We start from the raw sequence: 23,524 nt of genomic DNA, 5'->3' as shown, positions 1-23,524 counted from the left end.
TCAGGACGTCGCTGCCGAGACGATCGAGAACGCGAGCCCGTCGATCCGGGCTCGCGTTTCGCCGTCCGTGGCGATCTGCTCCCCGACTCGGCGCGCCAGTGCCTGCAACTCCTGTTGGGTCAGGCCGGGCAGCACTGCCAGCACGATCCGCAGCTCACCGGGCGACGCACCGGCTTCGCAACGCGCCTCGGCGATGTCGGGCTCGTCGCGTACTGCCGCCGAAACACCCTGCCGCACATGGTCGTCCAGATGTGGCGGCCGCCACGGCATACGTTGCGCGAGGGCCCACACCATGCTCGGCCGCAGCACCAGCGACCGGGTGGCGACGTCGAGCACCATGACGTCGCAGCGTTCGGCCACCGCGGCCTGCGCGGCCAGGTCGGCGCGCACCGGTGAGGGCCGCGCCTCCGCGTCCCACGCGGCCAGCGCCGCCAGGTCGGTGAAGACCGGCAGGGCACGCTCGCCGGACGGAGCGGTGAGGGTGACCACCGCCATGTCGGTGGCCTTCTCCACCGCGAGATCGCCGGAGTCGTCGACCTCGGTCGGTGCAGCGACGATCGGCACCAACAGCCGAGCCTCGGCCAACGCCGTCAGCAGTGCGGTCTCGTCCGCCGGGCCGGCCAACGCCGCCGCGAGACCGGCGTCGATCGAACCGTCGTCGCCCTCGAAGCCGGTGCCGGACAACGATCGCCCGGAGAAGGACTGACCGGCGGAGTCCGCGGGCTCGCCCGTCACGACCGCTCCTGCGGCCGGCCGGCGAGGTCGAGGGCGTCCGAGAGCCCGAAAGCGCCCCGGTAGAGCGCGGATCCGATGATGGCTCCCTCGACACCGGCAGGGACCAGCGCCCGCAGAGCGCGGATGTCGTCCAGGGTGGACACACCCCCGGAGGCCACGACGGGGCGGTCGGTGCGTGCGCAGACCTCCTGGAGGAGCGCGACATTGGGGCCCTGCAGCATGCCGTCCTTGGCGACGTCGGTGACGACGTAGCGGGCACAGCCCTCCCGGTCCAGACGGTCGAGGGTCTCCCACAGGTCACCGCCCTCCTTGGTCCAGCCGCGCGCCGCCAGCGTGGTGCCGCGCACGTCCAGGCCCACCGCGATCCGGTCACCGTGCTCGGCGATCGCCCGTGCCGTCCACTCCGGGTTCTCCAGCGCCGCTGTGCCGACGTTGACCCGTCGGCAGCCGGTGGCCAGCGCCGCGGTCAGCGACTCCTCGTCGCGTATGCCGCCCGACAGCTCGACCTGCAGGTCCAGCCGGCCGACGATACCGGCGAGCAACTCGGCGTTGTCGCCACGGCCGAACGCTGCGTCCAGATCGACCAGGTGCAGCCATTCGGCGCCGGCGTCCTGCCAGGCGAGGGCGGCCGCCAACGGGTCACCGAACTGTCCCCCGGTGCCGGCGACTCCCTGCACCAGTTGCACGGCTTGGCCACCGGCCACGTCCACGGCGGGCAACAGCTCGAGTCTGGGTGCGTCCTCAACCATCGAATTCTCCTGGAGTTGCTTGATTTCCGTGTTTGCGGACCGCCGACGGTCTCGATACGGCCTCGGCCAGCGCCTCGGCCTACTCGACCAGCGCGGGAGCCCCCGAGCTACTCGACCAGCGCGGAGCGGCGAGGTCGTCACAGCGACCGCAACCAGTTCTCGACCAGCTGCGCGCCGGCGTCGCCGGACTTCTCCGGGTGGAACTGCGTGCCGGCGAGCGGACCGTCCTCGACGGCGGCGACGAACGTCGTGCCGTGCTCGGCGGTGGTGACGGTGGGTTCACCGCCGGAGCGGCCGCCGAGCAGTCGGCGGGCGGCATACGAGTGCACGAAGTAGAAGCGTTCGGCGCCCACACCCGCGAGCAGCCGGGACCCGGCGCCCGCAGTGACGTGCGACCAGCCCATGTGCGGCACCACCGGCGCGTCGAGGCGTTCGACGACCCCGGCGAAGTGTCCGAGGCCCGGTGGCGGCGGCTGGATGGACGTCGGCTCGGTCGAGCCGTCGAAGAGCACCTGGAACCCGACGCAGACGCCCAGCACCGGCCGGCCCGACCGCAGCCGCTGCGCGATGAGTTTCGGTCCGCCGGCGGCGCGCAATCCCGTCATGCAGGCGTGGAAGGCGCCGACGCCGGGCACATACAGCCCGTCGGCGTCGAGCGCGGCCTGCCGGTCGGCGGTCAACGTGACGCGGGCGCCGACGCGTTGGAGCATGCGGACCACGGAGCGGACGTTGCCGCTGCCGTAGTCGAGCACCACCACACTGGGGTTCATAGTTGCTCCAACTCCGTGCGAATCTCGTTGTCCTCCTTGGTGACCCGGGAGAAGCGTTCGACGGCCTTGGCCGCCGGCTCGACGAGTGCGGCGCCCTCGGCGTCCTTCACCTGACCGTCGAGCAGTCGTTCGCCGGGCAGCGCCAGCGCGCCCATGAGGTCGGCGAGCACGTCGTCGAGCAACGCGGTCCGGTCGGTGAGGATCTCCCGCACCGCACGGACGGATTCGGGGACGACACCGGCCGCCATCGCCATGTCGCCCGGGCGTGCCGCCGGCAGGCCGGGCAGGCCGGACACTCCGTCGCCGGGCTCCCACACCAGCCAGCGGGTCATCGCCCGCCACCCCCGCGGGTGGACCACGACGACACCGCGGTCGTCGAGCCGGAACAACCCGATCGCCGCACGCATCCGGGCCGGCACGCGGCGGGCCAGCAGCAACCGTGCGGCGTCGTCGTACGGACTGCCGGCCTGCGAGGGGCCGCCGGGCACCACCGCCGTCCACCCTGCCAGCGGCACCACGTATGACGGCACGACACCTTGCCGCACCCACGCGGAGGCGGTCCTGGCGTCACCGTGCAGCAGCAGCACGCCCGAACGCCGCGCCGAGGAGCCACGAGGCATGCGGTTTACAGCGCTCCCTTCGCGCTCGGGATGCCGACGACGCGGGGGTCCCGGGCGATCGCGGCACGCAGCGCACGGGCGACGGCCTTGAACTGCGCCTCGACGATGTGGTGCGGATCGCGGCCGGCGAGCACCCGCACGTGCAACGCGATCGCGGCGTGGTGCCCGAAGCTCTCCAGCACGTGCTGGGTCAGCGAGCCGGTGTAGGTGCCGCCGATGATCGCGTAGACCTGGCCCTCCGGTTCACCGGTGTGCACGACGTAGGGCCGGCCGGCGACGTCGACCACCGCGTGCACCAGCGCCTCGTCCAACGGCACCGTGGCGTCGCCGAACCGGGAGATGCCGCTCTTGTCACCCAGGGCCTGACGGACCGACTGCCCGAGCACGATCGCGGTGTCCTCGACGGTGTGGTGCGCATCGACGTCGAGATCGCCGGTCGCCGTGACGCGCAGGTCGATCAGGCTGTGCTTGGCGAAGCTCTCGAGCATGTGGTCGTAGAAGCGCACGCCGGTCGAGACCTCGGCCGCGCCGGTGCCGTCGAGATCGACGGACAGGTCGATCCGGCTCTCCCTGGTCGCACGCTCGATGTGTGCGGTGCGGTGGTCGGTCATAGGTCTTCTCCTCGGGTCAGTGGTCTCGATACGCTCGCTCGTCCCTCACGAGCTACTCGACCGACGATGACATGATCTCGATACGCTCGCTCGTCCCTCACGAGCTACTCGACCGACGATGGCATGGTTTCGATACGCTCGCTCGTCCCTCACGAGCTACTCGACCGACGATGACATGGGCCTCGAGACGACCAGCGATCTGAGCGCACGCAGCACGGCGTCGTTCTCCTCGGGTGTGCCAGCAGTGATCCGCAGATGGTGCGGTATGCCGACGTCGCGCACCAGCACCCCACGGTCCAGCAGGGCCTGCCACGTCGCGGCCGCGTCCGCGAAACCGCCGACCAGCACGAAGTTGGCGTCGCTCGGCACCGGTCGCAGACCCAGCGCCGCGCACCCGGCGACCAGTTCGTCCCGCGTGGTCTTGATCTGCTCCACCATCGCCAGCATGGTGTCGGTGTGCTCCAGTGCGGCGCAGGCGACCGCCTGGGTGACCGAAGACAGGTGGTAGGGCAACCGCACCAGGCGCAACAGATCGGTGAATTCCTTTGCCGCCGCGAGGTATCCGAGCCTCGCCCCGGCGAAGGCGAACGCCTTGGACATCGTCCGGCTGACCACCAGCCGCTCACGACCGGGTAGCAGCGAGACTGCACTGCGGGTGCCGGTCCGGGAGAACTCGGTGTAGGCCTCGTCGACGACGACGATCGCGCGGTCGGTCGCGTCATACACGCGCTGCACGACGTCCAGGTCGAGTGCCGTGCCCGTCGGGTTGTTGGGCGAGCACAGGAAGATGATCTCGGGGTCGTGTCGCCGGGTCTGCTCCACCGCGAGGTCGCCGTCGAGGTCGAAGCGGGTCGCGTCAACGTCGCGCAGACCGTCGACCCACGTCGTGCCGTTGCGCCCGCTGATCAGCGGATGCATCGAGTAGGACGGCGTGAAGCCCAGTGCCGTGCGGCCCGCCCCGCCGAACGCCTGCACGATGTGCTGCAGCACCTCGTTGGAGCCGTTGGCCGCCCACACCTGTGCGGCGGTCACCTGCTCCCCCGTGGTCCGCCGCAGGTATGCCGCCAGCAGCTCTCGCAGCCGGGTGAATTCGCGGTCCGGGTAACGGTTGAGCGACCCGGCGACCTCGGCGACGTCCCGGGCGATGCGGTCGACCACCACCTGCGGGACGGGGTAGGACGACTCGTTGGTGTTCACCGCAACCGGGACGTCGAGCTGCGGGGCGCCGTACGGTGTCTGGCCGCGCAACTCGGGCCGGACCAGGTCCTGCAGGGTGCTCACGGGGTGGTTTCGGGAGCGCTGTCGGCGGCGAACCGCACGGTCACGGCGGCGCCGTGCGCCGGCAGGTCCTCGGCACCGGCCAGCGTCACGACGGTCTCGGCGATCTCCGCGAGCGCGTTGCGCGAGTAGTCGATCACGTGGATGCCGCGCAGGAAGGACTGCACCGACAGACCGCCGCTGTGGCAGGCGCACCCGCCGGTCGGCAGCACGTGATTGGAGCCCGCCGCGTAATCGCCGAGGCTCACCGGGGCGTAGTCGCCGACGAAGATGGCACCGGCATTGCGGATGCGCGCGGCGACCGCCGCCGCGTCGCGGGTCTGGATCTCCAGGTGCTCGGCGGCGTAGGCGTCGACCACGCGGACACCTTCCTCGAGCCCGTCGACCAGGACGATGCCGGACTGCGGCCCGCCCAACGCGGCGCGCACGCGCGCGACATGCTTGGTGGCGGCGACCTGCTCCTGGAGTGCCTGCTCGACCTTCGTCGCGAGCACCTCGCTGTCGGTCACCAGGACCGACGCGGCCAGCTCATCGTGCTCGGCCTGGCTGATCAGGTCGGCTGCCACGAGTGCGGGGTCGGCCGTCTCGTCGGCCAGGATCGCGATCTCGGTGGGGCCGGCCTCGGCGTCGATGCCGATGGTGCCCATCAACAATCGCTTGGCCGCCGCGACGTAGACGTTGCCCGGACCGGTCACCAGGTTGACCGGCTCGCACACTGTGGCGCCGTCATCGTCCAGCGCGCCGTAGGCGAACATCGCCACGGCCTGGGCGCCGCCGACGGCATACACCTCGTCGACGCCGAGCAACGCGCAGGCCGCCAGGATCGTGGGGTCGGGGAAGCCGACGAAGTCGCCGGTGTTGGAGCGCTGCGGCGGACTCGCCACCGCGAGGGAGCCGACGCCGGCGATCTGCGCCGGCACGACGTTCATCACCACACTGCTGGGGTAGACGGCCTGACCGCCCGGGACGTAGAGCCCGACACGCTCGACCGGCACGTGCCGCTCGGTGACGGTGCCGCCCGGCACCACCTCGGTCGTGACGTCGGTGCGGCGCTGTGCCTCGTGGACGATCCTGGCGCGCCGGATCGACTCCTCGAGCGCGTCGCGCAGCGCCGGATCGAGTCGCTCGAGCGCCGTCTCGAGCACCGCGGTGGGCACCCGCAGAGCGGGTGGCCGCACTCCGTCGAACTTCTCGTCCAGGTCGAGCAGGGCCGCGACGCCGCCGGCATGAACCTGCTCGCAGATGGGGCGCACGATGTCGAGTGCGGCCTCCACGTCGAGTTCGGCTCGGGGCAGCGTGTTGCGCAGGGCGCGGGCATCCAGATCGCGAAGCGCCGCACCACGCAGGTCAAGGCGGTTGATCACAGCCAGATTCTAGGCCACCCCACGAAGTTCGCCTCCCCCGCTACGCTCCTCCGGCGATACTTCGCGGGGACCCCGACCGATGGGCCGCGGTTGTCCGGCTTCGCTGCCGTCCGGCTTGCGGACCACCGTCGATACTGGGCGTCATGACCTTGGTCCAGATGCACGGGTTGCACGACGACATCGTGGTGCTGATCTTCGTGGTCGTTGGAGCGTTCCTGGCGGCGGGCATCGTGCGGTGGGGCCGACTGGACACCGGCCTGGGTCAACTGACCGCGGGTTTCCGGGCGTGCGTCCAGCTGGCGGCGGTGGGACTGATCATCGGTTTCGTCCTGCGGTCGTGGTTGTTGTCCCTGTTGTTCTGTGCGGTGATGCTGGCGGTGGCGGCATACACCAGCGCTCACCGCATCCTGGGCCGGGCGACGTGGTGGACGCTGGTGCCGATCTGCGGCGGCGCGCTGCCGGGGGTGCTCGGCATCCTGTCCACCGGCCTGGTGCCGTTGCGGCCGATCGCGGTGATCCCGGTGCTCGGCATCGTCGGCGGCAACTCGATGACGGCGACGTCGTTGTCCGGCAAGCGGATCCACGAGGCGTTGCGGACCCGCTACGGCGAGTTCGAGGCCGGTTTGAGCATCGGGCTCACCTCCTCGGAGGCGGCGGACGTCGTCGCGCGCGACGACGCGGCACTGGCGCTGATCCCGGGCATGGACCAGACGCGGACCGTCGGCCTGGTGACGCTGCCGGGAGCGTTCGTCGGCGCCCTGCTCGGCGGGGCCAGCGCGTGGGAGGCGGCCGCGGTCCAGTTGCTGGTGCTGGTGGCGCTGCTCGTGGCGCAGGCGATCTCGGTCCTGCTCACCACCGAGCTGACCATTCACGGGCGCCTCGGCCCGATCGGCGGCCGTCAGCGGGTGGGGTCGACGTCCCGGTCGGCGTCGGGATCGGTGCCGTAGAACTCCCGCTCCACGACGTCGCGCGCCCGGCGGGACACGCGCAGATAGCGTTCGGAGAGCTCGGAACCCGAGCCGACGGGTGAGCCGAGGATCCGGGCAATGCCGTCCGCGTCGGCCAGCGAACCCGGCAGCGAGTCGACCGGACGCCCCCGCCACAGGACCGACGCGTTGCGCAACCGGCTGGCCAAGGTCCACGACTCGCGCAGCAACGCCGCGTCCGGCACGTCGATCAGGCCGTGTTGCGCCATCGCGCGCAGCGGCGTCGTGGTGCCGGTGTGCCGCAGCTGCGGGATCTCGTGGGCGTGCTGCAGTTGCGCGAGCTGGACGGTCCACTCGACGTCGGAGAGGCCGCCGCGGCCCAGCTTGAAGTGGGTGCGCAGGTCGCCGCCGCGCGGCAGGCGTTCGGCTTCCATCCGCGCCTTCAGCATGCGTATGGCGCGCACCGCCTTCTCGTCGATGCCGCCCTCCGGCCAGCGCAGCGGGTCGATGAGCCCGGTGAAGCGCACCCCCAGCTCCTCGTCACCGGCGATCGGCGAGGCACGCAGCAGCGCCTGGGCCTCCCATCCCTCGGACCACCGCTCGTAGTAGGCCGCATACGAGGCGAGAGTGCGCACGATCGGCCCGGCCTTGCCCTCCGGTCGCAGGTCGGCGTCGACCACGAGGGCGGGGTCCGGTCCGCCGGCGCTCAGGCCGTTCTTCAGGTAGGTGACGACTTCCTCGGCCTGGTTCTGCGCCAGTTGCGGGTCGGCGTCCGGCAGCGGGTCGTGCACGAACATGACGTCCGCGTCCGACGAATAGCCCATCTCGGCGCCGCCGAGCCGGCCCATCCCGATGATCGTGATGCGAGTGGAAAGCGTTGCGCCGCTTTCCTTCTCGACATGCCGGACGGCGAGCTCGAGTGTTCCTTGCAGGGTGGCGGCGGCCAGGTCGGTCAGCGCCCGCTCGACGGCGTCGAGCTCGAGGTTGCCGGTCAGGTCCGCGACGGCGATCCGGATGAGTTCGGTGCGTCGGGCCGACCGGATCGCCAACAGTGCTGCGTCGTCGTCGTCCGGTTGGCGGTCGACCGCTGCCCGCATCGCGGTCAGCAGCTGATCCCTGGTCAGCGGCTGTTGCGCGTGCGTGGACCCGAAGACGCGCACGGCGGACGGGGCGTTCTCCAGCAGCTGACCGACATACCGGCTGCTGGCCAGGGACTTGGCGAGGGTCTCGGCGGCACGACCCTCGTCGCGCAGCATCTTCAGGAACCAGTGCGTCGTGCCCAGCGCATCACTCAGCTTGCGGAAGGCCAGCAGTCCGAGGTCGGGGTCGACCTCCTCGGCGAACCACTGCAACATCACCGGCAGCAACGTGCGTTGTATGGCGGCCCGGCGGCTCACCCCCGCCGTCAGCGCCTCGAGGTGCCGCACAGCGCCCTTCGCATCGCGAAAACCCAGCGCCGCGAAGCGATCCTGCGCACTCTCCGGGGTCAGCCGGGCGTCGTCGCGGGAGAGGTTGGCGACCGCGGAGAGCAACGGCCGGTAGAAGATCCGCTCGTGCAGCCGGCGCACCTGCGCGGCACGGTCGCGCCACTGCTTGACCACGTCGGTCTCGGGGTTGGCGCGCAGCCCGACGGATCGTCCGAGGATGCGCAACTCGGTGGAACTCGTCGGGATCAAGTGCGTGCGGCGCATCCGGGACAACTGGATGCGGTGCTCGAGCACGCGCAGCTGGCGGTAGGCCTGGTCCAGCTCGCGAGCGTCCACCCGCCCGATGTATCCGCCGGCCGACAGTGCGGCGATCGCGGCCAGGGTGCCGCGGTCCCGCAGCCGGTCGTCGGTGCGTCCGTGCACCAACTGCAGCAGCTGCACGCTGAACTCGATGTCCCGCAGCCCGCCGGGACCGAGCTTGAGCTGCCGGCCGGACTCTCCGTGCGGCACATGGTCTTCCACCCGCCGGCGCATGGCCTGCACGTCCTCGACGAAGTGGTCGCGGTCGGCGGCGCGCCAGATCAGCGGCCGGATCGCGGACAGGTATGCCGCACCGGTCTGCTCGTCTCCGGCGATGGGTCGTGCCTTGAGCAGCGCCTGGAACTCCCAGGTCTTGGCCCAGCGCTCGTAGTAGGCACGATGCGACTCGACGGTGCGCACCAGCGGACCCTGCTTGCCCTCCGGACGCAGCGCCGGGTCGACCGGCCACAGCGCCCCCTCCCCCGTCGGCTCCGAACAGGCGCGCATCACCTCGGTGGCCAGCCTGTTGCCGACCGTGAGCGCGTCGGCCTCGTCGACCCCATCGGCGGGCTCGGCCACGAAGATCACGTCGACGTCGCTGATGTAGTTGAGTTCCCGGCCGCCGCACTTGCCCATTCCGACGACCGTCAACCGGCACCTGTCCGCGTCCTCGACCGTGGTGCGCGCGATGCGCAGCGCCGCTGCGACAGCGGCCCCGGCCAGTTCCGAGAGGGCCTCGGAGATCCGCGGGAAGTGTTCGATCGGATCGTCGGTCAGGTCGATCGCCGCGATCTGCAGCAGCTGACGGTAGTAGGCGACGCGCAGCGCGTCATACGCCTGCAGGCCGGTGGCGTCTGCGACCGCGTCGGACAGGGCGGCGTAGAGGGCGTCCCGATCACGCACCTGAGCGGCCAGCACGTCCCGCCAGTGCTCGGGGTGCCGGACGACGTGGTCGGTCAGTGCCGTGGAGGCGCCGAGCAGCCGGACCAGCCGGTCCCAGCCGTCCCGATCATCGGCGAACAGCGTTGCGAACGTGTCGGTCTCGGAGTCGGGAAGCACTTCACCCAGACGCACCAGCCCCAGCAGGGCATGGTCGGGCGACGCGGCCTGCGCCAGGGAGGCGACAGCCGCTTCGACCAGAGCCGGTGCGACCCGCAACTCCGCCACCATTGCTTGCGCACGTTCGGGTTCGGTGAAACCGGCGCGGGCGAGCACGGGTCGGGAGCCGACTCCCGTCTCCCTCACAGCGTGCCCAGATAGCGATCCAGTTCGTACTGCGTCACCTGGTCGCGGTAGGCGGCCCACTCGGCGCGCTTGTTGCGCAGGAAGAAGTCGAAGACGTGCTCGCCGAGGGTGTCGGCGACGAGTTCGCTGTGCTCCATCAGGTGGATCGCGTGGTCCAGGGACGCCGGCAACGGATCAATCCCCATGGCGCGCAGCTCTCGGTCGGTCAGCGCCCACACGTTGTCCTCGGCCTCCGGGGGCAGTTCGTAACCCTCGTCGACGCCCTTCATGCCGGCGGCGAGCACCACGGCGTACGCGAGGTAGGGGTTGGCGGCCGAATCCAGTGAGCGGACCTCGATCCGTGAGCTCTGCCCCTTGGACGGCTTGTACATCGGCACCCGCACCATCGCGCTGCGGTTGTTGTGCCCCCAGCAGACGTAGGGCGGCGCCTCCGCCCCGCTCCAGATCCGCTTGTAGGAGTTGACCCACTGGTTGGTGACCGCGCTGATCTCACCCGCATGCCGCAGTATCCCTGCGATGAAACGTCTTGCGGTCGTGGACAGTTGGTATGGCGCGCCGGCCTCGAAGAAGGCGTTGCGGTCGCCTTCGAAGAGCGACACGTGGGTATGCATGCCCGAGCCCGGCGCATCGGCCAACGGCTTGGGCATGAACGAGGCGAAGACGCCCTGCTCGAGCGCGACCTCCTTGATGACGGTGCGGAACGTCATGATGTTGTCGGCCGTGGTGAGCGCATCGGCGTAGCGCAGGTCGATCTCGTTCTGGCCGGGCCCGGCCTCGTGGTGGGAGAACTCCACCGAGATCCCCATCTGCTCCAGCAGCGAGATGGCCGACCGGCGGAAGTCGTGCCCGGTGCCGTGCGGCACGTGGTCGAAGAAGCCGGAATTGTCGACCGGCACCGGCGGCCGGCCGGGTTGGAGGTCCTTCTCGAAGAGGTAGAACTCGATCTCCGGATGGGTGTAGAAGGTCAGCCCCTTGTCGGCGGCCTTGGCCAGTGCGCGCTGCAGCACGTAGCGCGGGTCGGCCATGCTGGCCGACCCGTCGGGCAGCCGGATGTCGCAGAACATCCGGGCGGTGCCGGGGTTCTCACCGCGCCAGGGCAGCACCTGGAACGTGTCGGCGTCCGGCAGGACGAGCATGTCGGACTCGTAGACCCGTGCCAGACCCTCGATGGCACTGCCGTCGAAGCCGATGCCCTCGGCGAACGCACCGTCCAGCTCGGCGGGCGCGACCGCCACCGACTTCAGCGTGCCCAGCACGTCGGTGAACCACAGGCGGATGAACCGGATGTCGCGTTCCTCGATCGTGCGAAGCACGTATTCCTGCTGTCGATCCATGAACAGAATCCTGCCTCATCAACGCGCCGGAGGTCTTGCCACCCGCACATACAAAAGCACGCTGGTCGAGCGGCGCAGGGGCCACTCGACCAGCGTGCTGTGGGTTCGTCCGAGTCCTACTTGCGGAACTTCACGTTCAGCAGCAGACCGTCACCCTGCTTGTGCTTGACGATGATCTGCGTGCCACTGCCGGCGACCTTCACCGAACCGGTGGGGTTCTGGCTGGACCAGTAGGCGTCGGTCCGGCTGTCGTCGAACATCCGGTTGCCCGCCTGCTTGGGCATGTCCAGCGACGTGCCCTTGCGGTGCAACGTGAACTTGTCGGTCTTGTGCAGGCCGAATGTCGAGTCGTAGCTCTGGATCCGGTTGGAGGCGACCTCACCGGTCTTCCAGACGACGGGGACCGGGTGCGCGTCGACCGGCAGCACGAGACCGTGACCCGGGTGGACCGTGGTGTTGTTGTTCTCGTACTCGTTGTCGACGTACCAGACCAGCAGACCGTCCTGGTAGGGGTAGTGCTCGACCCAGTCCGGCTTGTCGCTGAAACCGAAGTTGTACGGACCGGTCTTCAGCGTGTCGTCGTAACCGGAGTAACGACGGGACTCGGCGAGGTAGTAGTGCGACTTGGTGACGGTGTTGCTGCCGGTCATCCGGGTGAACCCGTCGGCCGTCCACGCGGAGTCGGCCGACTCCACGTCGTCGGTGGTGGTCACACCGTCGACCGTCACCGCGAGGTCGTCCAGGAAGGCGCCGTCGTAGTGGACCCCACCGTCGGTCTGGTATGCGAACCGGAAGAGGACCTTCTTGCCGGCATACGGAGTCAGGTCGAAGCTCACCGAGGTCCACGACTTGTGGGAGCCGGTGACTCCGTCGCCGACGGTGGTCCAGGTGGACCCGCCGTCGGTGGAGACCTGGCCGTAGAGGAAGTCGTAGTCCTGCTCGATGTCGTACCACGCCGCGGCGGACACCGAAGCCGACTTGGCACCGGTCAGGTCGATCTGGCGGGACAACGTCGTGTTGAGGTTGTCGGCGCTGCCGCTCCACCACTCATGTGTGCCGGACTTCGGGGTGTTGTAGTCGGTGGTGATCTTCTTGTCCGGCAGGCTGACCGCGACCGCCTGCGGCTCCTTGCGGTTGTCCAGGTCGGCCGGGCCGAGGTGGACCTCGGTGTCCTTGCCGTATTGCACGGTCTGCAGGTCGCTCCAGCCGAGCTGGACCTTGGACCAGGCGTCCATGTAACCGGGCGTGGTGCCGATCGCGTCCTTGCCGTGGTTGAGCCATGAGCCGCTGCTCATCAGGCTCCAGAAGCCGACGGTGTTGTCACCCTTGTTGGTGGTGTCGTAGAGGTCGGGCAGTCCCAGGTCGTGACCGAACTCGTGGGTGAACACGCCCAGGCCGCCGTTCTCCGGCTCGGTGGTGTAGTCCTGCACCCAGATGCCGGTGTCGCCGATCTGGACACCGCCGGACTTGTTGCCGGCCGGGCCCGAGGTGCCGTAGCCGGTCTGCACCGCCCAGCGGTGCGACCAGATGGCGTCGGCGCCCTCGGCGCCGCCGCCGGCTTCCTCGCCCTCGCCGGCGTGCAGTGCCTCGTAGTGGTCGATGTAACCGTCGGGCTCGTTGAAGTCGCCGTCACCGTCGTAGTCGTAACGGTCCCAGGTGTCGAACTGCTTGAGTTCTTCGGTGATCTGCGCCTTGGTCTTACCGGACTCGATCTGCTTGTTGTACCAAGCGGTCAGCGAATCTTTCACGAACGCCCAGTAGCCCTCGGCCTCGCTCGTGCCGTCACCCTTGACCGGGTTGTGGCCGTAGCGCGCCTCGTTGTAGGGCACCTGCACCCAGTCGCTCACGGTCGTGTCGACCTCGAACCGGCCCTGCGACTGATCCTTGTAGAAGTTGCGGAACGACTCGCCGTCACCGTTGAACAGGTCGTTGTAGTGCGCCTGGTTGAAGTCGTCGACCCAGTAGGTCGAGTTGTTGGTGCTGCGGTCCGGCTTGGGGATCTGGTTGTGCAGCGGACCCGCGGCACCACCGGTCTGCGGCTTGGTCTGGGTGCCGAATTCGGCCAGCGTGGTGAAGATCTCGGTCGACTGGTTGGGGTCGTACTGGACGTACTTGCCCTTCTTGGGTGTGGTGCCCTTGCCGCGTTTCTTGGCGTGGGCGGCCGACTCCGGCGCCTGCAGCTCGATGACCTTCTTGCCGTCGATCGTCTTGACCTCGGCCTCGCCCTTGACGAGCTTGTTGACCGCAGCCGTGCGCTCGGCCGCCTGTTGTTCTGCCCGGGGGTTGGGCAGATTGTCCGCGCGGTGGCTGAGGCCGGGTCCGGCCGGGGACACCACCTGTGCATGAGCCGGCTGGGTCAGGCCGACGATGGCGAACGACGCGGTGGCGGCGAATGCCGTCGTTCCGGCGACCGCCTTGAAGACGCGTGTGGTCACTTGTTCCTCCTGTGAGGCTCTCCTGCGAGGTGGACGGCACTCAGCGAGCTACGTGCCCGGACCTCGATGTGAAACGGCCGCCGCGAACGGGGTGTGCGGCGGGCCGCAGTCAGCCTGCCCACTTCTGGGCGTATTTGCGGGCCATCTCCAGGTTCTTTTAATGTTTCCATGCGTGCGCTTTACCTGCCGTTGAGGATTCGCGCGCCGATAGGGTCGACGCCATGACCGACAAATCCTCAGAAGTCAGCGCGCCCTACGGCACCGGGGCACAGGCCGCCCCGCAGCGCCGGGTCCGCGTCCCTCACCTGCAGGCGAAGAAGGCCCGGGGCGAGAAGTGGGCGATGCTGACGGCATACGACATGTATGCCGCCGAGATCTTCGACGAGGCCGGCATCCCGGTGCTGCTGGTCGGCGACTCGGCCGGCAACAACGTCTTCGGCTTCGAGACCACCGTGCCGGTCACCGTCGACCACCTGCTGCCGCTCGTGCGCGCGGTGAGCACGGCGACCTCGCACGCGATGGTGGTGGCGGACCTTCCGTTCGGCTCCTACCAGGCCAGTCCGCAGCAGGCGCTGGAGACCGCTGCCCGCTTCATGAAGGAGGGACTGGCGCACGCCGTCAAGCTCGAGGGTGGCAAACCGATGGTGCCCGAGGTCGAACTCCTCGTCCGCGCCGGTATCCCGGTCATGGGCCACATCGGGTTCACCCCGCAGAGCGAGCACGTGCTGGGCGGCTACCGCGTCCAGGGCCGCGGCGAGGGCGCCGAACGCCTGCTGGAGGACGCGCTGGCGTTGCAGGACGCCGGCTGCTTCGCAATCGTGCTGGAGATGGTTCCGGCCCCGGCCGCACGGAAGGTCACCGAGGCGCTCGCCATCCCGACCATTGGCATCGGCGCCGGTCCGGATTGCGATGCACAGGTGCTCGTCTGGCAGGACATGGCCGGCCTGCGCGGCGGGAAGGCACCGCGGTTCGTCAAGAAGTATGCCGACCTGCGCGGCGAACTCGGCCGTGCCGCACAGGACTACGCTCGCGAGGTCGCGTCCGGCGTGTTCCCCTCCGCGGAGCAGAGTTTCGAGTCCTGACGGGTGTGTGGTCCGGCTCCCTTGGTGGGGACCGACCACCACATGACCGCGGCGGCGAGCAGGCCGAACGCACCGGAGACCACGATCCCGGCGGCCAGCGCGGCCGCCGCGGTGACCACAGACAGCACGGCCGGCCCGACCGTTGCGCCGGCGTCGGAGAGTTCCCGCCAGATCCCGAGGAACTGCGCCCGCCCCACGGATGGTGAGAAGTCCGCCCCGAGCGTCATCACCATGCCGGATCCGATGCCGTTGCCGAAGCCGAGGACGCACGCGACGACGCAGAGCAGGACGGCGCCGTGAGTGAGCGGGATGGCCATCATGGACAACCCCATCACCAGCATCGAGGGCACGGTCACCCAGCGCCGGCCGAACAGGTCCATGACCTTCCCCGCCGGGTAGAACACCAGCATGTCGACGCCCCCGGCGATGCCGGCGATCACCGAGATGGCCTGCGGCGACAACCCGAGGTGCTCCGCCCACAGCGGGATCACCGCCTGCCGGGTGGCACGGATCATCGCGACCAGCAGGATGCCCATGCCGACGGTCAGGAAGATGTGCTTATAGTCCCGGGCCACCCCGCGCACGGTCGCGCTGGCCGCCGTCGTCCCCTCCGCGCCGGCGGCGGCCGGCAGATCCTGCAGGGTGGCCCCCGCCAGGCCGGCGACGGCGAGCGCCACGACACAGACGGCATACGCGCCGTGCAGGCGCCACAGCCCCATCGCGGCCGCGCCCACGAACGGACCGAGGAACATGCCGACGCGCATCACTCCCCCGAGCGTCGACAGCGCTCGGGCGCGATAGCGCGCCGGCACCACCTCGGTCAGGTAGCTCTGCCGCGCGAGCATGAAGACGGAGCCGCTGACGCCCATGAGGAAGGCGCCGGCACCGAAGAGCCACACGGTGTTCGCGGTCATGCACAGGGCAGCCGCCAGCACACCGACGATCGAGGCGCCGATGATCGCGTGGCGTTCGCCGTACCTGGCGGTGATCATCGAGCTCGGGACGTTGAAGAGCAGCGAGCCGATGTTCAGCAGGGTGACCATCAGCGCGGCGGTCGCCACCGAGCCGCCCAGCTCGCGCGCCGACAACGGGACCACGGGAAGCATGGCGCCCTCGGCCACTCCGAAGAGCAGCGACGGAGCGTATGCCGGGATCGCCAGTCGTTTCAGGTCGAAGTCCGGCATCTCACTCATTGTTAGCCAGTCTAATGACTTCGGCCGTCTCCGCGACCGAGTGCCACCCGGGTCCGTGCCGATCCGGATCGTCGTCGGCGACGAATCACCGGTGACTTCGCTCCACTCACCGAACGCAAGGGGTTCGTCATGATCGACCGTTTCCTGGGCAGGCCGCTGCGGTCCCCGCTGCGCCTGCTGGTCGTGGCGGCAGCGCTCGTCGCCGCGTGCGCGCACGTCCCGGTGATCGCGCCGCACCTGGACGAGGCGCCCTACATGGGTGCCTTGTTCATCGTGCTGACGGTCGCGTGCGTCGTGCTGGCAGCCACCCTGCTGGTGCACGACGCGCCGCGTGTCTACGCGCTGTCGGTCCCGACCTGCGGCCTGGCAGTGATCGGGTATGCCGCCACCCGGATCGTGGCGTTCCCGATGCTCGCCGACGACGTCGGCAACTGGTTCGAGCCGCTGGGCGTGGTGTCCGTGATCAGCGAGTCCGTCGTGGTCGTCGCCTCGGTGGTCGCCCTGCGCGGTCGAGCGGTCCATCCGACGCTGCGGGACCGGTCCGCGGCCACGGCATAGCCCCGCGAGCTGCCCCAGCGGGCCCGACGACGCCGCGTCATTCTGTCGACGAACGGCGCCGTCGGCACGACCTCAGCGACCGGTGAGGTGCTCGACCGCGAGCTGGTTCAGCTTCACGAAGCCGTAGTCACGCTCCGCCGCCTGCTGGACGTCGAAGTCGTCGTCCGCCGCCAGGAAGTCGGCGAGCGACTCGCTCGCCGCGAGCGTCGGCTCCTGGAGCGCGGTCACGCCGGCGTAGTCCATGGCCTCGGTGACTCGCGGGTCCGCCCGGAAAGCCCGCGCCTTCTCGGCAAGGTGCAGATAGGTCGACATACACGCCGCGGCCGAATCCCATACGCCCTGCATGTTCTCGGTGCGTGACGGCTTGTAGTCGAAGTGCCGGGGGCCGGTGTAGCGCGGTGCGTCGGGCTGGCCCGGGAAGCCGTTCTCCAACAGGTCGACGGTGAAGAACGCCGACAGCAGGTCGCCGTGCCCGAAGACCAGGTCCTGGTCGTACTTCAGGCCGCGCTGACCGTTGAGATCGAGGTGGAACAGCTTGCCGCTCCACAACGCCTGCGCGAGCTGGTGGCTGTAGTTGAGGTTCGCCATCTGCTCGTGACCGGTCTCCGGGTTGAGCCCGACGATGTCGCCGTTGTCGAGCTCGGCGATGAACGCCAGCGCGTGCCCGACGGTGGGCAGGAAGATGTCACCACGCGGCTCGTTCGGCTTGGGCTCCAACCCGATTCGCAGGTCGTAGCCCTTGTCCTTGATATATGCCGCCACCGTGTCGATGCCCTCCTTGTAGCGCTCGAGGGCGGCATACACGTTCTTGCTGCCGTCGTACTCGGCACCTTCCCGGCCGCCCCACATGACGAAGGTCTGCGCGCCGCACTCGGCCGCGATGTCGACCGCGCCGAGGATCTTGCGCAGTCCGAACCGGCGGACGCCGCGGTCGTTGCTGGTCAGCCCGCCGTCCTTGAAGACCGGGTGGGTGAAGGTGTTGGTCGTGACCATCTCGATGGTGATGCCGGCCTCGTCGCAGGACTTCTTCAACTGCTCGATCCGGGAGCGCTTGGTCGCCTCGTCGGCGTCGAACGCGAAGACGTCGTTGTCGTGGAAGGTGATGCCCCAGACGCCCAGGTCGGCCAAGTGCTTGACGTAGTCCCACGGTTCGAGGGGCTCGCGAGACGCCGTGCCGAACGGGTCCACGCCGGTCCAGCCGACCGTCCACAGGCCGAAGGAGAACTTGTCGTCGGGGGTCGGGGTGAGTGCCATGGGGATGCCTGCTTCCTGGTGAGTGATCAGAACAAGTGTGTATGACGTCAGTGCGGTGCCGTGACGACGGTTGCCGGGGTGTGCAGCACCCGTCCCTCGCCGACCTCCCGGACCGCGCCGTCGATGCGGAACCGTCCGGTGAGCGGCAACGCGTCGCTGGCCGTGCCGAGCGCGATCTCGACGTCGCCCGGCTCGACGATGCGGTGGCCGGCCAGGCCGATGAAGGATGTGCGGTCGGCGTGCACCTCGAAGGTGACGCGCGCTGCCGCACCGGGCGCGAGGTCGACCTTGGCGAACCCGCTGAGCCAGCGGGTCGGCCGGACCACCTGCGCCACCGGATCCGACAGATAGAGCTGGACCACCTCCGCACCGGCCCGATCACCGGTGTTGCGAACGGTCGCACTCACCAGCACGGTGCCGTCCGCCGGAATGGAGTCTGCGGACACGCCGAGGTCGGCGACCTCGAAGGTGGTGTAGCTCAGTCCGTGACCGAAGGGGTACGCCGGCTGCGGGTCGAGGTTGGAGACGCCGTCGTCGCTGATCGCCAACGGCGGTCCCAGATAGGTGCCGGGCTGCCCGCCGCGGAGCGCCGGAAGTCCGACCGGGATCTTGCCGCTCGGGTTGACTCGTCCGGAGAGCACGCCGGCGATGGCAGCACCACCCTCCTCACCGGGCATGAAGGCTTGCACGATCGCGGCCGTCCGGTCGACGAAATCGCCCACCGCGTAAGGACGTCCGGTGATCAGGACCAGGACGACCGGGACACCCAGCCGCTGCGCCTCGGTGAGCACCGCATCGACCAACTGCGGCTGCGCACCGGGCAGGGCGAGATCGACCACGTCGCAGCCCTCGCCCGACGTGCCCCTGCCGAACAGCCCCGCCAGATCGCCGACGGCCAGCACGACCACGTCGCTGTCGCGGACGACCTCGAGCGCCTCGGGCACACCGGACAGATCGAGGTCGGTGAAGTCGACACCGCGTGCGTGCCGCAGCGTCGCCTGCGGCAGCTCGGCATCCAGGGCGTCGACCAACGTCTGCAGGTCGATGCCGGCGCCGTGCTCCTCGAAGCGGGACAACACGTGGTTGGGAAAGGTGTAACACCCGAGGTAGGTGCGGGCCTGCACCGCGGAGGGTCCGATCACACCGACTCGCTGGGCGCCGGCCGTCAGTGGCAGCGCGTGATTCTCGTTGCGCACCAGGACGATCGACCGCTCCGCCATGGTGCGGGCCAGTGCCCGGTTGCCGGCGCTGTCGAGCTCCACCCGGTCGGCCGTCGGCGGCGCCGCGACCCAGTCGGGGTCGAGCAGGCCGAGGGTGATCTTGTGCCGCAGCACCCGCGCCACGGCCCGGTCCAGCACGTCTTCGGCGAGACGGCCGGACCGCACCGCGTCGGCCAGGCCGAAGAAGGCACTGGTCTCGGGCAGCTCGACGTCCATCCCGGCGCTCAGTGCCAGGACGCCGGCGTCGTCCCTGGTCTCCGCCACGCGGTGCATCGACTGCAGGAAGGTCACCGCCCAGTAATCGGACACCACGGTGCCCTCGAATCCCCAACGATCGCGCAGGATCTGGGTCAACAAGCGGTATGACGCCGCGGGTGGTTCGCCGTCCACGTCGGCGTAGGAGTTCATGACCGACTCCACGCCGCCGAGCCGGACCGCCATCTCGAACGGCACCAGGATGACGTCCTCGAACTCACGCGGCCCGATCGACACCGGTGCGTGGTTGCGCCCGGCGCGGGAGGCGGCATACCCGGCGAAGTGCTTGAGGGTGGCGATGACTCCGGCGTCCTGCAGTCCACGCACGTAGGACACGCCCAGGGTGCCGGTCAGATACGGGTCCTCCCCCATCGTCTCCTCGACCCGCCCCCAGCGGTAGTCACGCACCACGTCCAGCACCGGGGACAGGCCCTGGTGCACCCCGACAGCCTTCATGTCATTGCCGATTCGCGTCGCCATCGCCGCCACCAGCTCGGGTTCGAAGGATGCGCCCCAGGCGATGGCGGCGGGATAGCAGGTGGCCCCGAGCGTGGTGAACCCGGTGAGGCACTCCTCGTGGGCGATCGCCGGGATGCCCAGCCGCTGATGGTCGACGACGTACCGCTGCAGCTCACGCAACCGTTGTGCGCCCGTGGCCGGGTCCACCGGTCCGGAGCCGAAGACGCGCGTCAGGTGGCCGAGGCCGTCCCGCGCCGTCCCGGCCAGATCGCGGCGCCCCTCCTCGAAGGCCGACTGCATCGGCGCGACGTCACCGTCTGGCGAATCCTCTTGCGGCCGTGGCCAGTAGGAGCCGAGTTGGGCCGCCTTCTCAGCGACTGTCAGCTCGCCGAGCAGCGCCGCGACGCGGTCCTCGACGGTGAGTGTCGTGTCGTTCCAGGGCAGGGAGGCCATCCCCACCGTCTGTTCTGAAGTCATGGTTCACTTTCCGAAGCCGGCGGTGAGGCCGGCGACCAGTTGGCGACGCCCGATGATGTATGCCGCCAGGATCGGCAGGCAGGACAACACGATCGCCGCGAGCACGGCGGGGATGTCCGAGTTGAACTCGCCCTGGTAGCTCCACAGCGACAACGGCAAGGTGCGCACGTTCTCGCTCTGGGTGAGGATCAACGGGAAGAGGAATCCGTTCCAGCAGTTGAGCGCGTCGTAGATCGCGACCGTCGTGATCGCGGGCTTCGACAGGGGCAGCACCAGGCTGACGAAAGTGCGCCAGTCGCTCGCGCCGTCCGCGTGCATCGAGTCGTAGAGTTCGGCGGGTATGTCGCGCAGGTAGTTGACCAGGATCAGCACGGTGATCGGGATCGCGAATGCGATGCCCGGCAGCATCAGCGCCGGCAGGGTGTCGTAGAGACCGAGCTGCACGATCAGGTAGTAGACCGGCACGATCGTCGCCTGGATCGGGATGGCGATCCCGAGCAGGAAGACGCGTTGCGACATACGGGCGATGAGCGAGGAGCGGCGCACGATGACGTAGCTGGCCATCAGCGAGATCGCCACCACCACGACCACTGTGACCACGGCCACGAGCAGGCTGTTGACGAAGTAGCGCAGGAAGTCGTTGTGCAGCACCGTCCGGTAGGCACGCAGCGTCGGATCGGTCGGGATGCCCAGGGCGTTGGAGCTGTAGTAATCGGCCTGTGACTTCAGGCTGGTGATCACCACGTAGTAGATCGGGCCGATCGTGAGGATCAGCCAGACGAATCCGAGCACACCGCCGAAGACGTTGGGCCGCTGCCGTGTCGTGACCGCGCGCGCCATCACATGCCCTCCATCTGGCTCTCCATGCGGTCCGATCCGCTCAACCGGTTCAGCACCAGCGAGAAGGTCAGTCCGAGGACGATCAGGATCACCGCGATCACACTGGCGACTCCCATGTCATTGCTCTTGAAACCCTGCAGGTACATGTCGACCGGCAGGATGCGCGTTGCGTCCCCGGGGCCGCCGTTGGTCATCACGTAGATGAGGTCGAAGGCCGTCAACGTGCCCACGATCATCAGCGTCGTACTGGTCACGATCGTGTACTTCAGCTGCGGCAGGGTGATGCTGAAGAAGCAGCGGACCCGGCCGGCACCGTCCAGCTGGGCGGCCTCGTAGAGCGACTGCGGGATCTGCCGCGCCCCGGCCTGGTAGAGCAGCGAGTGGAACGGGATGAAGCACCACGAAACGACGGCGATCACGACCCAGAACGCCAGCGTCGGCGAACCGAGCCAATCCTGTTGCAGCAGGCCCAGATGCAGCGCGTTCGACAGCCCGAAGTTGGGATCGAGCAGGTTCTTGAACGCGATGCCGATCGCGGTCGCGGAGAACAGCAGCGGCAGGAAGTAGAGCACCGCCAGCACCGCGCGGTAGCGCTGCCGGCCGGCCATGAAGACGCCGATCAACAGACTCAGCGGGAACTGCACGACGAAGGTCGCGATGCACATCAGGATCGTCAGCCAGAGCGCGTGGTACATCGAGCTCTGCTGCAGCACCGACGTCCAGTTGTCCAGCCCGGAGAAGGCCGGGGTGCCCAGGCCGTTCCAGTCGAAGAAGGACAGCACCAGGGTGCCGACCAGCGGCACCAGTCCGAAGAACGCGAAGAACGCCATGGCCGGGGCCAGCATCCACAGACTCGGACCTCGTCCCGTACCGCGGCCGGCTCCGCGACGGGCGTTCCGGCCGGCGATCCGACTCGCGTTGCGTGGACGGTCCGCCGCGGCTGCGGCAGTCCCGTCCGAACTCATTTGATCGTGCCGTTCATCGCCGTGATGAAGTCCTTGGCGGTCGCCTGGCCGAGGAAGAACGCGGACAACTTGGTGAGCACGGTCTGCGCCTGCTCGTCGGAGAGTGCCTGGTCCCAGGACAGCTGGAAGCTCTTGGCATTCTTGGTCTGGTTGTAGGTGAACAGCAGGAAGTCCTTGTCCTTGCTGGCCTCGAGCTTGCTCTCGATGTTCTGGACAGCGGGGATGAGGCCCATGTCGATGAGTTCCTGACACGCCTTGTCGTCCAGGTTGTACTTGTCGAGGAATTTGGCGGCCAGGTCCTGGTCCGCCTTGGACGCCTTGGCGGACACCGAGAAGTAGTTGGCCGGGTTGCCGTAGACGTTGCTCGGGTCGCCGACGCCACCTTCCACCGACGGGAAGGCGAACCAGCCCAGGTTGCCGTCCTCGACCCACTTCTTGGCATCGGTGGTGAAGGTCGTGTAGACCCAGTTGCCCTGCAGCAACATCGCCGCCTTGTCGGTGTAGACCAGTGCCGCGTCGGCGTTGTTGTCGGCGACCACCGAGCCGAACTTGTTGCCGAACGCCCCGGCGTCGATGAGTTGCTTCAGCTTGCCGAACGCCTTCTCGAAGGCCGGGTCCGACCAGGCGCCCTTCTCCTGCTGGTACGCCTTGTTGAACGGCGCCGGGCCACCGATCCGGTCGACCAGGAACTCGATCCACATCAGCTCCGGCCACTGGCTCTGGCCGGCGAGCGCGATCGGCAGGATGCCCTTGGTCTTCAGCTTCTGGACCGCGGTGAGCAGCTCGTCGAAGGTCTTGGGCACCTCGACGCCGGCCTGCTTGAACAGCTTCTTGTTGTAGTAGATCAATTCGGGCTGCGAGTTGTTGATCGGGACGGCATACACCTTGCCGTCGACCTTGCCGACATCGAGCACGGAGGGGATCGCGCGCTTGGTCAGCGTGGGGATCTTGTCGGTGATGTCGACGACGTCCTTGCTGGCGACGTAGTCGCGCAGCGTGCCGCCCGCCCAGGAATAGATCAGCGTCGGGCCGTTGCCGGACCCGACGCTGGTGCGGATCTTCTGCTTGTAGGAGTCGTTCGCGAAGTACTGGACGGTGAACTTGTGGTCCGGGTTGTCCTTGTTCCAGGCGGCGAAGGTGTCCTTGAAGACCTGCTCGGGCCCACCGGTGAGCGCCCAAGCGGACAGACCGGACGAACCCGCTCCGCCCGGCTTGCCACCGCCGCTACCGCAGGCGGTGAGCGCGAACAGGGGTGCGGACGCCACCGCACCCATCAGAAGCTGACGACGTGACACGGACATGAACGGACTCCTCAGCAGGTCTTCGAAACTTTCGGAAACGTTTCGGTTCGGGTTAATCTAAGTCCGCCCGGGCCACCGGTCAAGCAGTTTCGACGAACGTTCGGCCAGAACGTCCACGCACAGCAG

General features: G+C 68.8%; 19 protein-coding genes. 3 read left to right on the top strand and 16 right to left on the bottom strand.

Features of this window, described 5'->3' with window-relative positions; translation table 11 throughout:
- The 7 genes from ACYVBN_RS14530 to hisD form a co-directional block, all read right to left on the bottom strand.
- Positions 1 to 735 carry an SseB family protein gene (locus ACYVBN_RS14530; RefSeq protein ID WP_460601141.1) on the bottom strand — a complete coding sequence of 245 codons (735 nt, stop codon included), beginning with the start codon at positions 733 to 735 and terminating at the stop codon, positions 1 to 3.
- Entirely contained in the window at positions 732 to 1,484 is a 753-nt protein-coding gene (priA, locus tag ACYVBN_RS14525) for a 1-(5-phosphoribosyl)-5-[(5-phosphoribosylamino)methylideneamino] imidazole-4-carboxamide isomerase (protein ID WP_460601140.1), read from the bottom strand. Before priA ends, ACYVBN_RS14530 begins: the two co-directional genes overlap by 4 nt.
- A gap of 137 nt (positions 1,485 to 1,621) precedes the next feature.
- Positions 1,622 to 2,254 carry an imidazole glycerol phosphate synthase subunit HisH gene (gene hisH / locus ACYVBN_RS14520; RefSeq protein ID WP_460601139.1) on the bottom strand — a complete coding sequence of 211 codons (633 nt, stop codon included), beginning with the start codon at positions 2,252 to 2,254 and terminating at the stop codon, positions 1,622 to 1,624.
- Positions 2,251 to 2,874 carry a hypothetical protein gene (locus ACYVBN_RS14515; protein WP_460601138.1) on the bottom strand — a complete coding sequence of 208 codons (624 nt, stop codon included), beginning with the start codon at positions 2,872 to 2,874 and terminating at the stop codon, positions 2,251 to 2,253. Before ACYVBN_RS14515 ends, hisH begins: the two co-directional genes overlap by 4 nt.
- Positions 2,875 to 2,879: 5 nt before the next feature.
- Complete coding sequence (hisB, locus tag ACYVBN_RS14510) at positions 2,880 to 3,485, bottom strand: imidazoleglycerol-phosphate dehydratase (RefSeq protein ID WP_460601137.1); 606 nt, start codon at positions 3,483 to 3,485, stop codon at positions 2,880 to 2,882.
- A gap of 156 nt (positions 3,486 to 3,641) precedes the next feature.
- Positions 3,642 to 4,766 carry a histidinol-phosphate transaminase gene (locus ACYVBN_RS14505; RefSeq protein WP_460601136.1) on the bottom strand — a complete coding sequence of 375 codons (1,125 nt, stop codon included), beginning with the start codon at positions 4,764 to 4,766 and terminating at the stop codon, positions 3,642 to 3,644.
- Positions 4,763 to 6,127 carry a histidinol dehydrogenase gene (hisD, locus tag ACYVBN_RS14500; protein WP_460601135.1) on the bottom strand — a complete coding sequence of 455 codons (1,365 nt, stop codon included), beginning with the start codon at positions 6,125 to 6,127 and terminating at the stop codon, positions 4,763 to 4,765. Before hisD ends, ACYVBN_RS14505 begins: the two co-directional genes overlap by 4 nt.
- A 143-nt stretch (positions 6,128 to 6,270) precedes the next feature.
- Between hisD and ACYVBN_RS14495 the strand changes: the two genes are divergently transcribed.
- On the top strand, positions 6,271 to 7,074 hold the full coding sequence (locus ACYVBN_RS14495) for an ABC transporter permease (protein WP_460601134.1): 804 nt from the start codon (positions 6,271 to 6,273) through the stop codon (positions 7,072 to 7,074).
- Here ACYVBN_RS14495 and ACYVBN_RS14490 read toward each other — a convergent pair.
- The 3 genes from ACYVBN_RS14490 to ACYVBN_RS14480 form a co-directional block, all read right to left on the bottom strand.
- The gene (locus ACYVBN_RS14490; protein ID WP_460601175.1) at positions 7,026 to 9,950 is read right to left on the bottom strand and encodes a bifunctional [glutamine synthetase] adenylyltransferase/[glutamine synthetase]-adenylyl-L-tyrosine phosphorylase; all 2,925 of its coding nucleotides are present in this window, start codon (positions 9,948 to 9,950) and stop codon (positions 7,026 to 7,028) included. The two genes, ACYVBN_RS14495 and ACYVBN_RS14490, sit on opposite strands and share 49 nt — an antisense overlap.
- A gap of 71 nt (positions 9,951 to 10,021) precedes the next feature.
- Positions 10,022 to 11,359, bottom strand: a complete 1,338-nt coding sequence (locus tag ACYVBN_RS14485; RefSeq protein ID WP_440283159.1) for a glutamine synthetase family protein — start codon at positions 11,357 to 11,359, stop codon at positions 10,022 to 10,024.
- Positions 11,360 to 11,475: 116 nt separating this feature from the next.
- Positions 11,476 to 13,794 carry an immune inhibitor A domain-containing protein gene (locus tag ACYVBN_RS14480; protein ID WP_460601133.1) on the bottom strand — a complete coding sequence of 773 codons (2,319 nt, stop codon included), beginning with the start codon at positions 13,792 to 13,794 and terminating at the stop codon, positions 11,476 to 11,478.
- Between the two features lie 221 nt (positions 13,795 to 14,015).
- Between ACYVBN_RS14480 and panB the strand changes: the two genes are divergently transcribed.
- On the top strand, positions 14,016 to 14,876 hold the full coding sequence (gene panB, locus ACYVBN_RS14475; RefSeq protein WP_460601132.1) for a 3-methyl-2-oxobutanoate hydroxymethyltransferase: 861 nt from the start codon (positions 14,016 to 14,018) through the stop codon (positions 14,874 to 14,876).
- Here panB and ACYVBN_RS14470 read toward each other — a convergent pair.
- Positions 14,816 to 16,069: an MFS transporter gene (locus ACYVBN_RS14470; RefSeq protein ID WP_460601131.1), complete on the bottom strand. Its 1,254-nt coding sequence runs from the start codon at positions 16,067 to 16,069 to the stop codon at positions 14,816 to 14,818. The two genes, panB and ACYVBN_RS14470, sit on opposite strands and share 61 nt — an antisense overlap.
- Before the next feature lie 129 nt (positions 16,070 to 16,198).
- Here ACYVBN_RS14470 and ACYVBN_RS14465 point away from each other — a divergent pair, with 129 nt between their 5' ends.
- Positions 16,199 to 16,627: a hypothetical protein gene (locus ACYVBN_RS14465; protein WP_460601130.1), complete on the top strand. Its 429-nt coding sequence runs from the start codon at positions 16,199 to 16,201 to the stop codon at positions 16,625 to 16,627.
- Positions 16,628 to 16,699: 72 nt separating this feature from the next.
- On the opposite strand, the gene xylA is transcribed toward ACYVBN_RS14465, so the two are convergent.
- The 5 genes from xylA to ACYVBN_RS14440 all read right to left on the bottom strand — a co-directional run bounded on the left by xylA (position 16,700) and on the right by ACYVBN_RS14440 (position 23,398).
- Positions 16,700 to 17,881, bottom strand: coding sequence for an apurinic/apyrimidinic endonuclease family protein (gene xylA, locus ACYVBN_RS14460; protein ID WP_460601129.1), 1,182 nt, complete (start codon positions 17,879 to 17,881; stop codon positions 16,700 to 16,702).
- 47 nt (positions 17,882 to 17,928) lie between these two features.
- Positions 17,929 to 20,292 carry a beta-glucosidase family protein gene (locus ACYVBN_RS14455; RefSeq protein ID WP_460601128.1) on the bottom strand — a complete coding sequence of 788 codons (2,364 nt, stop codon included), beginning with the start codon at positions 20,290 to 20,292 and terminating at the stop codon, positions 17,929 to 17,931.
- A gap of 3 nt (positions 20,293 to 20,295) precedes the next feature.
- Complete coding sequence (locus ACYVBN_RS14450) at positions 20,296 to 21,132, bottom strand: carbohydrate ABC transporter permease (protein ID WP_460601127.1); 837 nt, start codon at positions 21,130 to 21,132, stop codon at positions 20,296 to 20,298.
- A complete protein-coding gene (locus tag ACYVBN_RS14445; protein WP_460601126.1) occupies positions 21,132 to 21,977 on the bottom strand; it encodes a carbohydrate ABC transporter permease in 846 nt (281 codons plus the stop codon). Before ACYVBN_RS14445 ends, ACYVBN_RS14450 begins: the two co-directional genes overlap by 1 nt.
- Before the next feature lie 116 nt (positions 21,978 to 22,093).
- The gene (locus tag ACYVBN_RS14440) at positions 22,094 to 23,398 is read right to left on the bottom strand and encodes a type 2 periplasmic-binding domain-containing protein (protein WP_460601125.1); all 1,305 of its coding nucleotides are present in this window, start codon (positions 23,396 to 23,398) and stop codon (positions 22,094 to 22,096) included.
- Between the last annotated feature and the right edge of the window lie 126 nt (positions 23,399 to 23,524).

The sequence above is a fragment of the Flexivirga lutea genome (genome assembly GCF_054778955.1).
This window is presented reverse-complemented; position numbering and strand designations above follow the sequence as displayed.

Coding starts and splice junctions, on each gene's coding strand:
- priA (WP_460601140.1), bottom strand. CDS start 1,484: ATGGTTGAGGACGCACCCAGACTCGAGCTGTTGCCCGCCGTGGACGTG.
- hisH (WP_460601139.1), bottom strand. CDS start 2,254: ATGAACCCCAGTGTGGTGGTGCTCGACTACGGCAGCGGCAACGTCCGC.
- ACYVBN_RS14515 (WP_460601138.1), bottom strand. CDS start 2,874: ATGCCTCGTGGCTCCTCGGCGCGGCGTTCGGGCGTGCTGCTGCTGCAC.
- hisB (WP_460601137.1), bottom strand. CDS start 3,485: ATGACCGACCACCGCACCGCACACATCGAGCGTGCGACCAGGGAGAGC.
- ACYVBN_RS14495 (WP_460601134.1), top strand. CDS start 6,271: ATGACCTTGGTCCAGATGCACGGGTTGCACGACGACATCGTGGTGCTG.
- ACYVBN_RS14490 (WP_460601175.1), bottom strand. CDS start 9,950: ATGGTGGCGGAGTTGCGGGTCGCACCGGCTCTGGTCGAAGCGGCTGTC.
- ACYVBN_RS14485 (WP_440283159.1), bottom strand. CDS start 11,359: ATGGATCGACAGCAGGAATACGTGCTTCGCACGATCGAGGAACGCGAC.
- panB (WP_460601132.1), top strand. CDS start 14,016: ATGACCGACAAATCCTCAGAAGTCAGCGCGCCCTACGGCACCGGGGCA.
- ACYVBN_RS14470 (WP_460601131.1), bottom strand. CDS start 16,069: ATGAGTGAGATGCCGGACTTCGACCTGAAACGACTGGCGATCCCGGCA.
- ACYVBN_RS14465 (WP_460601130.1), top strand. CDS start 16,199: ATGATCGACCGTTTCCTGGGCAGGCCGCTGCGGTCCCCGCTGCGCCTG.
- xylA (WP_460601129.1), bottom strand. CDS start 17,881: ATGGCACTCACCCCGACCCCCGACGACAAGTTCTCCTTCGGCCTGTGG.
- ACYVBN_RS14455 (WP_460601128.1), bottom strand. CDS start 20,292: ATGACTTCAGAACAGACGGTGGGGATGGCCTCCCTGCCCTGGAACGAC.
- ACYVBN_RS14450 (WP_460601127.1), bottom strand. CDS start 21,132: ATGGCGCGCGCGGTCACGACACGGCAGCGGCCCAACGTCTTCGGCGGT.
- ACYVBN_RS14445 (WP_460601126.1), bottom strand. CDS start 21,977: ATGCTGGCCCCGGCCATGGCGTTCTTCGCGTTCTTCGGACTGGTGCCG.
- ACYVBN_RS14440 (WP_460601125.1), bottom strand. CDS start 23,398: ATGTCCGTGTCACGTCGTCAGCTTCTGATGGGTGCGGTGGCGTCCGCA.